Origin of the sequence: Accumulibacter sp., from assembly GCF_032229525.1 — a bacterium.
Taxonomy (GTDB): Bacteria; Pseudomonadota; Gammaproteobacteria; order Burkholderiales; family Rhodocyclaceae; genus Accumulibacter.
This window is the reverse complement of record NZ_JAVTWB010000010.1, coordinates 1-12,411: the sequence shown is the minus strand read 5'-3', so window position 1 is coordinate 12,411 and position 12,411 is coordinate 1. Positions and strand designations below refer to the sequence as shown.

The window sequence follows — 12,411 nt, the reverse complement described above, 5'->3', positions numbered from 1 at the left end:
AGCGGGAAGTTCGCCGGATGCCGGTAAGGCAGGTCGAGGAAACGCGCCGACCGCGAGAAGTCGTGCACCGAGTACTCACCCTTCAGAGGCACCAGGGTCAAGGGTGCGGCGCCAGTGTGCTTGAACACCACGCCCAGCAAAATTGGTCGCCAGCGAACCTTGCGCCCGTGGTGCGCGGCCAGCTCGTCGATTTTCTCGGAGGCTAGGTAGCCATAGGGTGACGAGAAGTCGAAGTAGAAATCGAAGGGGTCCGCCATGGTTCAATTCTTTCGATGAGTAGCTGCCTATCCTGCAGTTCAAGGGCGTGACTCTGGAGGTGATTCCCGATCAAGCGCTTCGCCGGGTGAACTCGTCGATGCCAACGGCTGCATTTCAGCAAGCAAGGTTTCCGGGGCGATGTCCTGCTCGTTCGGCCAGGTTACTGCACCCAGCACAATCCCCACCTGGTTGAAATAGTGCAGCTCCTTTAGCTCGCGGAAGACGCCGTGATCGAGATACGGCTTCATGTCGAAGACACCCTTACGCCCGTCCTGGATTTCGACGTAGATACGGTAACGTGCAAGTGGCTTGACGATCATGGCATCCCAATACATGGTGTGGCCTCACAGGGGAGCGATTTTGTAGGGATTCTCGCCGCTGACTGCCAATTCCCAATCGGCCATCAGTTCATCGCGGCGCAGTTCTATCCACGCCTGAACGAGACGTAGCTGTTTTCGTGGCAGCTCTCCGGAAAGTATTTCGCCGTCAACGATGCCAATCGACGCCTCGAACTCGGCGTACTTCGCATGGATATGCGGCAGATTGTGATGCTTGTTGTCGAGGAGGTACAGTCGGATGATGATCCCGTAAAACATGGAAATAATCGGCATGATCGAGGTCCTTCATAGATGGCAGCTTCAGGAAAGGTAATCGTGCTCTGCCGCCAGATAGTCTGGATGGTTCCCGTCGAGTGGTCGTTGTGCTCTTGGGAATAATCGTAGCCTGTCTCGCATCGTCGCCCCATGTGAAGGACATCGGCACAGCTGGTAGGCTGAGAACGAGGTGACTGTAAAAGTACCCAAGGGCGTTCCAAGGCGCTTGCCACTGAGTCGCTCCGTCCGCAATCCTCGTGCCCCTATGGAACGTGACCGGACGAACGTCTAAGCTCAGGCATTCTGTCGCAGCCAGAGCAAGACCTCTTCGGCGTTGCGATCCGGAGGAAACACCGGATAGAACACCTTGGCGACTCGCCCATCGTCAACGATCAGTGTCAGCCGCTTGAACAAGTGCATCCCCGCCACGTCAAAGGTAGGCAGACCGACCGCCGCTTCCAGCTGCAAGGTGACGTCGCTGAGCAGCTCGAACGGCAGGTGCAGCCGGTCACGCAGTTCGCGCTGATAGTCGGTGGTTTGCGAGCTGAGTCCGAAGACGCCGGCGCCCAGCGCGGCCAGTTCGGCGAAGTGGTCGCGAAAACCGCAGGACTGTGGTGTGCAGCCACGCGCGCCCGGCATGGCGTCCCAGCCTTCCGGCAAGTCGACGCCCGGCAAGCCGGTCCTGGGATAGACGTAGATTACCCAGCGCCCCGGCAAGCCCCCCAGGTTCACCGACGAACCATCGGTACTCGGGAGGACGATCTCCGGCAAAGCCAGGCCGGTCAGGTGTGCCGCCGCGCCATCGTCGAGTGGCACGGGTAAGTCGGTTGGCAGCGGAAAGAACTCTTTGGCCATGCAGGTCCCCTTTCAGCGAAGGTCTCGTACGTGCTTCATCGACATCAAACCGCGGCCGGTAGCGGCGCGAGCTTGGGCCACAACACCATCTGTGTACAGCGGAACAGCGCCAGCCGGCGGCCATCATCGCTGCTCACCTCGGCATCCCAGACCTGCGTCGTGCGACCGCAGTGCGCGGCGCTCGCTTCGCAAAACAACCAGCCTTCGGTCAGCGTGCCGAAAAAGTTGGTTTTCAGCTCGATGGTCGTGAAGCCGTCGGCGCCTGGTGGCAGGTGTGCGAAAGTCGCGTAGCCAGCAGCCGTGTCGGCCAATGCGACGACCGTCGCCGCGTGCAGAAAACCGTTCGGTGCCAGCATCTCGGGCCGGATCAGCAGGCTGGCGCGCAAGCTACCGGCGGTGATGCTCAGGACCTGCATGCCCAGCCAGCCCGGTAGATGGCCAGGCGAACGCGCATTGAGCGAATCGGTGCTGGCCTCGGGCCGCAGCGGGTACTGGCTCATCTCAGGCGTCGGCGACGGCGCGGCCGATGACCAGCCGCTGGATGTCGTTGGCGCCCTCGTAAATCTGACAGACGCGCACGTCACGGTAGATGCGCTCGACCGGGAAGTCGCTGACGTAACCGTAGCCACCGAGAATCTGGATGGCGTCGGAACAGACTTTTTCGGCCATTTCGGAGGCGAACATCTTGGCCATCGACGCTTCCTTGAGGCAGGGCTTTCCGGCGTCCTTGAAGGTTGCGGCGCGCCAGACCATCAGCCGCGCGGCGTCGATCTGGGTGGCCATGTCGGCGAGGCGGAAGCTGACCGCCTGGTGCTCGATGATCGGCTTGCCGAAAGTCTCGCGATCCTTGGCGTATTGAACGGCGCAGTCGAAAGCGGCACGCGCCATGCCGACCGACTGTGCGGCGATGCCGATGCGACCGGCCTCGAGGTTCGACAGGGCGATGCGGTAGCCGTCGCCTTCCTTGCCGAGCAGGTTGGCGGCCGGAACGCGGCAGTTCTCGAAGAGGATCTGCGCGGTGTCTGAAGCGTGCTGGCCCATCTTCTCTTCAATGCGGGCGACGATGTAGCCGGGCGTATCGGTCGGCACCAGGAAACAAGAGATGCCCTTCTTGCCGGCCGCCTTGTCGGTGACCGCAAAGACGATTGCCACCTGCCCGTACTTGCCGGTGGTGATGAACTGCTTGACGCCGTTGAGAACGAAATGGTCCCCATCGCGGTCGGCGCGGGTGGTGATCGCTGCCGCGTCGGAACCGGTGTGGGGTTCGGTGAGGCAGAAGCAGCCGAGCTTCTCGCCGCGCGCCAGCGGCTTCAGCCAGGTTTCCTTTTGCTCGTCGGTGCCGTATTTCATGGTGATGCCGCAGGCCAGCGAGTTCTGGACACTGACGATGGTCGAGGTAGCGCCGTCGCCAGCGGCGATTTCTTCGATCACCAGCACCAGCGACATGTAGTCCATGCCGGCACCATCCCATTCTTCAGGGACGACCATCCCGAGCGCGCCGAGCTCGCCGAGTTCGCGTAGCGCATCGGCCGGGAAGGTGTGATTGCGGTCCCATTCGCCGGCGAAAGGCGCCAGACGCTCCTGTGCGAACTCGCGCAACGAGTCGCGGATCATTTCCTGTTCCGGGGTCAAGATCATGCAGTCTTCTCCTTGAGGGTTGCCGCGCCGGCAAGTTTTGCGCCGGCGCGATTGGTGATGTAGACGCCGCTGATCACCAGCGCACCACCGCTGAGCACCGCTACCCCAAGCCGCTCGCCGAGGATGAGAGCGCCGAGGATGACGGCACTGACCGGCACCAGATTGATGAACGCGGCCGAACGTGTGGCGCCGATACGTTGCACGGCTTCGGCGTACCAGGTGAAGGCCAGCGCGGTGCCGAATAAACCGAGGAAGACAATCGCGCTCCAGCCCCGCCACGTGGTTCCCGCCAGCGAGAATAGCGAACCCTGCAATAGCGCGGCGAAGGTCAACATCAGCCAGCCGGTGACACTGGCGCCGAAAGTCATCGCCAGCGGTGACAGCGAACGGGTGCCGCGCCGACCGACGAAAGTATAGATCGCCCACAGGGCGGCACAGGCGATGATCAACCACTCGCCGAGACCGACTTCGCCGGCCAGGAGCAACAGGGGGTGGCCATTGGTAACCACCAGCAAACATCCGAATGCCGCGAGGCTAATGCCCGCGGCCTTTGTCGGTGACATGGGCGCGCCGAACAACAGCCAATCGGCAGTGGCGATCAGTGCCGGTGTCAGCGCGACCACCAAGGCACCCCGGCCGGCCTGGATCATGGTCATGCCGTAGAGAAAACAGACGTTGTAGAGAAAGATGCCGCTGGCACCCAGCGCGAAAAGCGTCAGCCATTCCTGGCGCGACCAGCGCGGCAAGCCTTCGCGAAAAACCAGTAGCGTCCCGAGAACCAGCGCGGCAAGGAGAAATCGCCAGCTGGCAATCGCCAACGGCGACGCCTCGGTAACGGCGATGCGACCGGCGATCCAGGTCGCTCCCCAGAGCAGCGCCGTGGCGATCAGCTTGAAATAGGTCGCCGGCGACGCGGCCACTCGCTCGAGGGCGCTTGGCAAGGAAGCAGCCATTCAGCCCCGGAGCGCTTCGAGCGCTGTCAGGTAAGTGGGCAGCAGGTCTTCCTGGCGATGCACGGTAAATCCGAGGTCACGCATCAGGCCGTCCTTGAGGCCGTAGATCCAGCCATGCACCGTTAGCGCTTGACCGCGCTGCCAGGCATCCTGAACGACAAAGGTCTGGCAAACGTTGGCGACTTGTTCGAGGACGTTGAGTTCGCAAAGACGATCGTGCTGCTGCTCGGGTGGTAGTGCATCGACCCGCGCCAGGTGTTTGTCGTGTACGTCCCTGACATGCCGTAGCCAGATGTCAACCAGGCCGACGCGGTCGCGATTGAGTGCCGCCTTGACGCCGCCGCAGCCATAGTGTCCGACCACCATCACGTGTCGCACCTTGAGCGCATCGACGGCGAACTGGATGACCGAGAGGCAGTTGAGATCGGTGTGCACGACGACATTGGCAACGTTGCGATGAACGAAGATCTCGCCCGGCAAAAGACCGACGATCTCATTCGCCGGCACCCGCGAATCGGAACAGCCGATCCACAGGTACTCCGGTGTCTGCAGCCGCGATAGCCGCTGAAAATACTCGGCATCACTTTCCTGCATGCGATTCGACCAGGCACGGTTGAAGTCGAAGAGGTGAAAGAGGTTTTCGTTGGCGACCTCCTCCTCGGTCCAGTTCTGCAGGTCAAGGGCGAGAAACATCGTTCCTTCGACCGGCGTTTGGTAGTACGCCGGCGCTTCGTGAAACCCCAACTCACGATACAGGCGCACGGCCACGCGCATCGCCGGCAGGGTGTCGAGAAGCAAGCGCTTGTAGCCGATTTCCTTGGCTGCCTTGATCGCCGCCAGAGCCAGCTCGAGGCCGACACCAACGCCGCGCTGGCTCGGCTCGACGTAGAGCCGCTTCATTTCGCACAGACCCGCTGACAAGGGGCGGATTCCCACGCAACCGGCCGGCTGCCCGTCGCGCTCGGCGTAGAAGAGGCGGCCAGCGGGTGCCGTATAGGCGCCCGGCAGTGAAGCCATTTCCTCCTCGAAACCCTGGAACGACAGATCGACCCCCAGCCACGCGGCATAATTGCGAAAGAACTGACGAACGTTTTCGACGGCAGCAGTATCGTCAGCGGTGAGAGTGCGCAGTGTGGTGGTCATGATCTTTTCAAAAAGTTGAAACGGCGTGGCGTGGATTGAGAGGGAAGGTGCATCAACGGCGGCAGGCGAGTCGGCGACACCGTGCCGACCAGATGCGCAGTGTATGGCGCTCTACAGCGTGTCGGCAAACAACTCGCGTCCGATCAGCATGCGGCGTATCTCCGAGGTGCCCGCGCCGATCTCGTAGAGCTTTGCATCGCGCCACAGCCTGCCAGCCGGATACTCATTGATGTAACCATTGCCACCGAGCGCCTGAATCGCTTCGCCGGCCATCCAGGTTGCCTTTTCGGCAGCGTAGAGGATTGCGCCGGCAGCATCCTTGCGCGTCGTTTCGCCACGATCGCAGGCCTGCCCGACGGCATAAACGTAGGATCGGCAGACGTTGAAAGTGGTGTACATGTCGGCGATCTTGGCCTGCATCAACTGGAATTCGCCGATCGGCTGACCGAATTGCTGGCGGTCATGCAGGTAGGGCAGCACCAGGTCCATCGCTGCGGCCATGATGCCCAGTGGCCCGCCGGCGAGTACCGCACGCTCGTAGTCGAGACCGCTCATCAGCACGCGAACGCCCCCATTGAGCTGACCGAGAACGTTTTCCACCGGCACTTCACAGTCGTCGAAGAACATCGGATAGGTGTTCGAACCGCGCATACCCAGCTTGTCGAGCTTGGAGCCGCAGGAAAAGCCCTTCATCCCCTTCTCGACGATCAGCGCGGTGATCCCTTTCGGACCGGCGTTGATGTCGGTCTTCGCGTAAACGACCAGCGTATCGGCGTCGCCGCCGTTGGTGATCCACATCTTGCCACCGTTGAGCACGAAGTGGTCGCCCCTGGCGTCGGCGCGCAGCTTCATGCTGACCACGTCCGAACCGGCGTTGGCCTCGGACATCGCCAGCGCGCCGACGTGCTCGCCGGAAATCAGCTTCGGCAGGTATTTCGCTTTCTGGGCGGCGTTGCCATTGCGACCGATCTGATTGACGCAGAGGTTGGAGTGCGCCCCGTAGGAGAGGGCGACGCTGGCGGACGCGCGCGAAATTTCTTCCATGGCCACAATGTGCGCCAGATAGCCGAGCCCGGTCCCCCCGTATTCCTCGTCGGCGGTCATGCCGAGCAAGCCCATGTCGCCGAGCTTTCGCCACAGATCGGCGGGAAACAGGTTGTCGCGATCGATGGCTTCGGCACGCGGTGCTATTTCGTCGGCGGCGAAGCTGCGAATGCTCGCGCGCAGCATGTCGATGGTCTCGCCGTGGGCAAAATTGAGGCTCGGATACTCCATGTCTCGCACTCCTTGGGTGGGTTCTAACGCGGGTGTTCCTTCTTGCCATGCAGGGTCATGATCGTCTGCTGCATCAAGGCGCACATGGTCTTGCGACCGTGCACAACAGCAAACACTTCGGCGCGGGTGACGATCAGCGTCCGTCCGTAGCGAACCACCGACCCCTCGGCAATCAGCAGATCGCCTTCGGCCGGCGCCAGCAGGTTGAGTTTGTATTCGACCGTCACTACGCCGGTCTCGTTCGTGGTCAGGGTGCTGGCCGCGTAACCCGCCGCCGAATCGGCGATCATGCCAACCACACCGCCATGAATGTAGCCATGCTGCTGCGTGATCTCCGCCTTGTGCGGCAGATGGATCTCGGTGTAGCCGGGCTCGATCACCGGCATGCTGGCGCCGATCAGCCGCATCGCCTGCTGGCGATCGAAGCTGGTGCGGACACGCTCGGCGAAATCGCGATCCTGGATCTTGTGCATGGCCGCCATTTAAAGTGACGTTGACGTAAACGTCAACTACTTTCGCCAAACGTGATCACGCGACCTTGTTGGCTTTCGCCGCTTCGCGTGCCGCCTCGGTCGCTGACTTGCTCGCCGCCCTCGCCAGCAACAACTGCCGGCATTGCTCTTCGAAGTTGCAGACTTCCTGCAGCACCACCTCGATGTCCTCGCGTTGCTGCAACAGCGCTGCCTTGCGCTGTTCGAGACCATTGAGGAACTCGGTCAGCTGCGTGTTCTTGTCCCGCGCCGTGTCGTACATGCCGATCAGGTAGGCGATCTCGGCCAGGCTGAAGCCGAGCCGCTTGCCACGCAAGGCGAGCTTCAGACGAGTGCGGTCGCGACGCGTGAAGACGCGGGTTCGCCCTTCGCGCCGCGGCGCAAGCAAGCCCTGGTCCTCGTAGAAACGGATCGTTCGCGGCGTGATGTGGAACTCACGCGCCAGATCCGAAATGCTGAAGGTTGTAGTTTGCTGTTCCACGGGGGGCTGTCCGGCGTCGGATGAGGTGTATCCGTGTAGAATGCTTCGCTGCAGAGGCCTCCAGAAGCCAGCCTCCGAGCCGCTGAGTTTATAGATTTCAAACGTTTTTACAATCCATCGACGAATGCTGCCCGACTACCCTTTCGCCACCCCGCCGGCCGCCGGCGAAACCTTCGAGGTAGCTCCCGGCATCCACTGGCTGCGCATGCCTCTGCCCTTTGCGCTGAATCACATCAATCTCTGGCTGCTCGAGGATGACGACGGCTGGACCATCGTCGATACCGGTTTCGCGCTAGATACGGTCAAGGAGTGCTGGCAGAAGATTCTCTCCCGGCTGGCGACGACCGTGCGTGGCGGGCGCGTTTCGCGGATCATCGTCACCCACTTCCACCCCGATCATCTAGGCCTTGCCGCGTGGCTGCAGGAACAGACCGGCGCCCCGGTGCACATGACCCTGGGCGAGTACCTGACCGCCCATGCCGTGTGGCACGAGGTCGGCGGCCACGGCAATCAGCCGATGCTCCGCCAGTTTCGCGCGCACGGACTCGATGGCGAGCGCTGTGCGGCACTCGAGCGCCGCACTGGCGGCTACAACCGTGGCGTACCGACCCTGCCGACCGACTACCGCCGTCTGCTCGCCGGCGACGAACTGACCATCGGCGCACAGCGCTGGCATGTCCGTGTCGGTTTCGGTCACTCCCCCGAACACGCTGCCTTGTACAGCCCCGATCTCGGCGTGCTGATTTCCGGCGATATGCTGCTGCCCAAGATTTCGACCAACGTCAGCGTCTTTGCCGTGACGCCGATGGCCGACTCGCTGGCCGATTTTCTGCGTTCGATCGACCGTTACCGCGAGCTACCGCCCGAGACGCTGGTGCTCCCCTCACACGGATTGCCGTTCCACGGCATCGAGAACCGGGTCAATGCCCTGCACGCCCATCACCAAGAACGCTTGCTGGTTCTCGAGGAAGCATGCGCCGACCCGCGCAGCGCGGCCGAATTGTTGACTACCCTGTTCCCCAGGGATCTGGACACCCATCAGACGATGTTCGCCATGGGCGAGGCCATTGCCCATCTCAACCGGCTCGAACACGCGGGGCGGCTGCAGCGCCTCGAAAACGAGCAGGGCCTGATCCGTTTTGTCAGACATCCGGGCGCCTCCAGGAGGCGTGAGACCGAAGGGCATTGACCATGCCGCCGCCAGCAGATGGGGCAAACGTGCCTCTACCCACAGCTGCCGAAGTCGCCACCAGCTACCTCGAAGTAGCCCAACGAGCGTCGCGACTGCTGCGCCGCCACATGAAGCGAACGGCCAGACGGGGCATCTGGTTTCCCAGCGAAGATCTCGAAGTCGCCAAGGCCTTCATGGATATCTCGGCGCGCCTGCTGGCCAGCCCCTACCGGATAGCGCAGACGCAAATGGCCATGCTGCGCGACCATATCCGCTTGTGCCAGCAGTCCACCCTGCGCACCATGGGCCTGCCTGCTCAGCCGGTCGCCACCCCGGACCGCGGCGACCCGCGCTTCGACGACAAGGCCTGGGAGGACAACTTTCTCTTCGACTTCATCAAACAATCCTACCTGATCACCGCGCGCCACCTGCACACGGCGGTGGCCAGAACGGAAGGACTCGACGAAGCAAGCCAGCACAAGCTGAATGCGCTCACCCGGCAATACGTCGACGCAATGTCGCCGACCAACTTCGCATTGACCAACCCCGAAGTGCTTCGCGAAACGGTGAACAGCAAGGGGAAAAACCTGGTCAAGGGACTCAAGCATCTGCTCAAGGACCTCGAAGCAGGCGACCGACCGCTGCATCAGCTGACTAGCGACGACAGCACCTACCGCCTCGGCCATGACCTGGCCACCACGCCAGGCAAGGTGATCTTCCAGAACGACCTGCTGCAGCTTATCCACACCCAACCGGCAGGCACCCACCAGTGCCAGAAGCCCTTGCTGATCGTTCCACCCTGGATCAACCAGTACTGCGTCCTCGACTTGCGCGCGAGCAATTCGTACGTCAAGTGGGCCACCGAACAGGGTTTGACGACCTTCGTCATTAGCTGGGCCAGCGCCGATCAGCGACTGTCCGGCAAGAGCTTCGACGACTATGTCGTTGACGGGGTGCTGGCCGCGATCGCGGCGATCGAGCTGGCGACTGGCGAGCAGCGGATCGATCTCGTCGGCCACTGCCTCGGTGGCACGCTGCTGATGACCACCCTCGCCTACATGGCTGCCCGGCGAGACCCGCGGGCGGCTTCCGCGACCTTTCTCGGCACCTTGATCGACTTTTCGGAAGCAGGAGAACCCGGCGCACCTGCCAGCGCCGAGCGTACCGCCGGTGCCGGGACGAAGGCCGCGCAAGACGGCGCTCCGGCACACCCGAAAATGGCCGCCATGCTCAAGATGGCCCACACCAACGACCTGATCTGGTCTTACGTGGTCGATAACTACCTGCTCGGCAAGAATTCCTTCCCGGTCGAGCTGCTAGCCTGGCACGCCGACGCCACGCGCCTGCCATCGGCGTTGCACGATTTTTTCCTGGAGACCTGCTACCACGCCAACGGCTTGGCGAAGGCGGGAGGCATCTCGGTGGCCGGCGTCGACATCGACATTTCCAGCGTCAAAGTGCCCTGCTATTTCCTGGCCACCATCGAAGACGCCATTTCACCGTGGAAGAGCAGCTACATCGGCGCTCACCTGCCATCGGGCCCGGTCAGGTTCGTTCTCGGTGAATCCGGGCACGTCGCCGGCGTGATCAATCCACCGGCAGCGAAGCGTTACGGTTACTGGACCAACGAGGCGTTCCCCGAGCAGGCCGACGAATTCCTCGGTGGCGCCAGCAGGCACCCGGGGTCATGGTGGACCGACTGGCAGCAATGGCTGCTCGCGCATCCCGACGGCAACACCCTGGTGGCCGCGCGCCAGCCCGGCGAAGGGGCGCTCAAGCCCATTGAGGATGCCCCCGGCAGCTACGCGACCGGCGGCCTCGGCCAACGCGACTCTCCCTAGTCTGGTTGGCGGGAGAGTGGGGCCTCGCTCGCCTGGCGTAGAATGGCTACATCATGAGTTCGACCCTTCTCCCCGACTACAACGGCGGCGGCATTGTCAATCTGATGCAGAGCATCGCCACCGCCTGTGGCGGCACCGATGCTCACTACCCGCAGCTGGCAGCGCTGTCGTCGATGCAGCTGGCCCGGGCGCGCCATGTGGTACTGATGGTGATCGATGGACTCGGCCATCGCACACTGGCCAGGCACCCTGCCCACCTCCACCTGCAAACCCACCAGATCGGCAGCATGACCTCTGTCTTCCCGTCGACGACGGCCAGCGCGATCACCACCTTCATGACCGGCCTCGCCCCGGCACAGCACGGCCTGACGGGCTGGCACATGCACCTGGACGAGATCGACCAGACCCTGGCCATCCTGCCGCTGACGCCGCGGGCCGGGCCAGCAAGAGCACTGCCTGGGCAGCTGCCGCCGCGCTTGTTTGACCATCGCTCGCTGTTTCAGACGCTTGACCGCGAATCCTGGGTGGTCGCGCCGCAAAGTATCGCCGGCAGCCCTTTCAACGCCTGGCACTCGCGCGGCGCACAGGGCATGGCCTATGGCTCGCTGGCCGGCATGTTCACCGGCGTCGTCGACCTGGTGCAGGAAAACACCAGCCCACGCTATATCTATGCCTACTATCCCGATGTCGACGCCTGTTCGCACCAGTTCGGGACCGACAGCCGGCAGGCCCAGCGCGCCCTGGCCGAGTTCGACAGGCATTTCGGCGAGCTCCTGCGCCAGCTGCGCGGCAGCAATACCTGGCTGCTGGTCACCGCCGATCACGGTTTCATTGACTCCCCCGGGCGGCGGGTGATCGATCTTGAAGATCATCCGCAACTCGCGGCACTGCTTCTGCGGCCCCTATGTGGCGAACGGCGGGTCGCCTACTGCTATGTCGCGCCGGGGAATCGGCCGGCTTTCGAAGCCTACGTGCGCAGCCATTTCGGCCGCGCTTGCCACCTCTACCCGAGCCAACAACTAATCGCCGACGGCTGGTTCGGCCCGCCGCCCTACCATCCCCGCCTGTCATCGAGAGTTGGCGACTACACGCTGGTGCTCAAGGACAACTGGACGATCAAGGACTGGCTGCCCGGCGAAAAGCGCTACACCATGCTCGGTGTCCATGGCGGCACCAGCAGCAACGAAATGCGCGTACCGTTGATCGCGCTGCGGGTGTAACACGCCCGCCAGCCACCCGCCGCCCTGCACAACATTTTTTCTCTCACGGAGTCCACAATGGCCAACGACAAGAGCGCCCACACCGATCGAATGATCGCCGAGGCGATCCGCAACCGCCAGACTCGCGAGGCCGGCTATCGCGAAAAGGCGCTGAAGATTTACCCGTGGATATGTGGTCGCTGCAGCCGCGAGTTCACCCATCACAACCTGCGCGAGCTGACGGTCCATCACCGGGACCACAACCACGACAATAACCCGGGCGACGGCAGCAACTGGGAGTTGCTCTGTCTCTACTGCCACGATAACGAACACTCTCGGCAACTCGACGCCGACGCTGCACGCCAGGCCGGTATCAGATCATCCGGGCCGACCACCCAGGCGGCGACGGCACAGCCCTTCGCCAACCTGAAGAGCCTCTTGAAGCGCGACGAGCACTGACCAAGGCGCACCGGCACTACCGCGCCGTACCGGGATGCAGCGCCGACGAATATT

At 62.8% G+C, this 12,411-nt stretch carries 15 protein-coding genes; 4 read left to right on the top strand and 11 right to left on the bottom strand.

The window, feature by feature from the left end; genetic code table 11:
* The 11 genes from RUW20_RS00615 to RUW20_RS00565 all read right to left on the bottom strand — a co-directional run.
* Positions 1–257 (bottom strand): DsbA family protein (locus RUW20_RS00615; protein ID WP_313950250.1); only part of this gene is annotated, 257 nt, incomplete at its 3' end.
* Positions 258–296: 39 nt separating this feature from the next.
* Positions 297–593, bottom strand: coding sequence for a DUF2442 domain-containing protein (locus tag RUW20_RS00610; protein WP_313950249.1), 297 nt, complete (start codon positions 591–593; stop codon positions 297–299).
* Positions 594–602: 9 nt separating this feature from the next.
* Positions 603–869, bottom strand: coding sequence for a DUF4160 domain-containing protein (locus tag RUW20_RS00605; RefSeq protein WP_313950248.1), 267 nt, complete (start codon positions 867–869; stop codon positions 603–605).
* A gap of 276 nt (positions 870–1,145) precedes the next feature.
* Complete coding sequence (locus RUW20_RS00600) at positions 1,146–1,706, bottom strand: peroxiredoxin (RefSeq protein ID WP_313950247.1); 561 nt, start codon at positions 1,704–1,706, stop codon at positions 1,146–1,148.
* Positions 1,707–1,750: 44 nt separating this feature from the next.
* Positions 1,751–2,206: a PaaI family thioesterase gene (locus RUW20_RS00595; protein ID WP_409559274.1), complete on the bottom strand. Its 456-nt coding sequence runs from the start codon at positions 2,204–2,206 to the stop codon at positions 1,751–1,753.
* Position 2,207: 1 nt separating this feature from the next.
* Positions 2,208–3,344 carry an acyl-CoA dehydrogenase gene (locus RUW20_RS00590; protein ID WP_313950245.1) on the bottom strand — a complete coding sequence of 379 codons (1,137 nt, stop codon included), beginning with the start codon at positions 3,342–3,344 and terminating at the stop codon, positions 2,208–2,210.
* Complete coding sequence (locus RUW20_RS00585; protein ID WP_313950244.1) at positions 3,341–4,285, bottom strand: DMT family transporter; 945 nt, start codon at positions 4,283–4,285, stop codon at positions 3,341–3,343. The genes RUW20_RS00590 and RUW20_RS00585 overlap by 4 nt, the downstream gene beginning before the upstream one ends.
* Positions 4,286–4,297: 12 nt before the next feature.
* Positions 4,298–5,440, bottom strand: coding sequence for a carbonate dehydratase (can, locus tag RUW20_RS00580; RefSeq protein ID WP_313950243.1), 1,143 nt, complete (start codon positions 5,438–5,440; stop codon positions 4,298–4,300).
* Between the two features lie 111 nt (positions 5,441–5,551).
* The gene (locus tag RUW20_RS00575; RefSeq protein ID WP_313950242.1) at positions 5,552–6,715 is read right to left on the bottom strand and encodes an isovaleryl-CoA dehydrogenase; all 1,164 of its coding nucleotides are present in this window, start codon (positions 6,713–6,715) and stop codon (positions 5,552–5,554) included.
* Positions 6,716–6,738: 23 nt separating this feature from the next.
* A complete protein-coding gene (locus RUW20_RS00570; protein WP_409559275.1) occupies positions 6,739–7,188 on the bottom strand; it encodes a PaaI family thioesterase in 450 nt (149 codons plus the stop codon).
* Positions 7,189–7,243: 55 nt separating this feature from the next.
* On the bottom strand, positions 7,244–7,687 hold the full coding sequence (locus tag RUW20_RS00565; protein ID WP_313950240.1) for a MerR family DNA-binding transcriptional regulator: 444 nt from the start codon (positions 7,685–7,687) through the stop codon (positions 7,244–7,246).
* Positions 7,688–7,811: 124 nt separating this feature from the next.
* Between RUW20_RS00565 and RUW20_RS00560 the strand changes: the two genes are divergently transcribed.
* The 4 genes from RUW20_RS00560 to RUW20_RS00545 are packed head-to-tail and all read left to right on the top strand — an operon-like array spanning position 7,812 to position 12,357.
* A complete protein-coding gene (locus RUW20_RS00560) occupies positions 7,812–8,876 on the top strand; it encodes an MBL fold metallo-hydrolase (RefSeq protein ID WP_313950239.1) in 1,065 nt (354 codons plus the stop codon).
* Between the two features lie 2 nt (positions 8,877–8,878).
* Complete coding sequence (locus RUW20_RS00555; protein ID WP_313950238.1) at positions 8,879–10,699, top strand: alpha/beta fold hydrolase; 1,821 nt, start codon at positions 8,879–8,881, stop codon at positions 10,697–10,699.
* Positions 10,700–10,752: 53 nt separating this feature from the next.
* Positions 10,753–11,919: an alkaline phosphatase family protein gene (locus RUW20_RS00550; protein WP_313950237.1), complete on the top strand. Its 1,167-nt coding sequence runs from the start codon at positions 10,753–10,755 to the stop codon at positions 11,917–11,919.
* Between the two features lie 57 nt (positions 11,920–11,976).
* Positions 11,977–12,357: a YajD family HNH nuclease gene (locus tag RUW20_RS00545; RefSeq protein WP_313950236.1), complete on the top strand. Its 381-nt coding sequence runs from the start codon at positions 11,977–11,979 to the stop codon at positions 12,355–12,357.
* Positions 12,358–12,411 lie beyond the last annotated feature (54 nt).

What these genes read in the sequence shown, in the direction of transcription:
- RUW20_RS00610 (WP_313950249.1), bottom strand. Translation starts at nt 593, where the DNA reads ATGTATTGGGATGCCATGATCGTCAAGCCACTTGCACGTTACCGTATC.
- RUW20_RS00605 (WP_313950248.1), bottom strand. Translation starts at nt 869, where the DNA reads ATGCCGATTATTTCCATGTTTTACGGGATCATCATCCGACTGTACCTC.
- RUW20_RS00600 (WP_313950247.1), bottom strand. Translation starts at nt 1,706, where the DNA reads ATGGCCAAAGAGTTCTTTCCGCTGCCAACCGACTTACCCGTGCCACTC.
- RUW20_RS00595 (WP_409559274.1), bottom strand. Translation starts at nt 2,206, where the DNA reads ATGAGCCAGTACCCGCTGCGGCCCGAGGCCAGCACCGATTCGCTCAAT.
- RUW20_RS00590 (WP_313950245.1), bottom strand. Translation starts at nt 3,344, where the DNA reads ATGATCTTGACCCCGGAACAGGAAATGATCCGCGACTCGTTGCGCGAG.
- can (WP_313950243.1), bottom strand. Translation starts at nt 5,440, where the DNA reads ATGACCACCACACTGCGCACTCTCACCGCTGACGATACTGCTGCCGTC.
- RUW20_RS00575 (WP_313950242.1), bottom strand. Translation starts at nt 6,715, where the DNA reads ATGGAGTATCCGAGCCTCAATTTTGCCCACGGCGAGACCATCGACATG.
- RUW20_RS00570 (WP_409559275.1), bottom strand. Translation starts at nt 7,188, where the DNA reads ATGCACAAGATCCAGGATCGCGATTTCGCCGAGCGTGTCCGCACCAGC.
- RUW20_RS00560 (WP_313950239.1), top strand. Translation starts at nt 7,812, where the DNA reads ATGCTGCCCGACTACCCTTTCGCCACCCCGCCGGCCGCCGGCGAAACC.
- RUW20_RS00555 (WP_313950238.1), top strand. Translation starts at nt 8,879, where the DNA reads ATGCCGCCGCCAGCAGATGGGGCAAACGTGCCTCTACCCACAGCTGCC.
- RUW20_RS00550 (WP_313950237.1), top strand. Translation starts at nt 10,753, where the DNA reads ATGAGTTCGACCCTTCTCCCCGACTACAACGGCGGCGGCATTGTCAAT.
- RUW20_RS00545 (WP_313950236.1), top strand. Translation starts at nt 11,977, where the DNA reads ATGGCCAACGACAAGAGCGCCCACACCGATCGAATGATCGCCGAGGCG.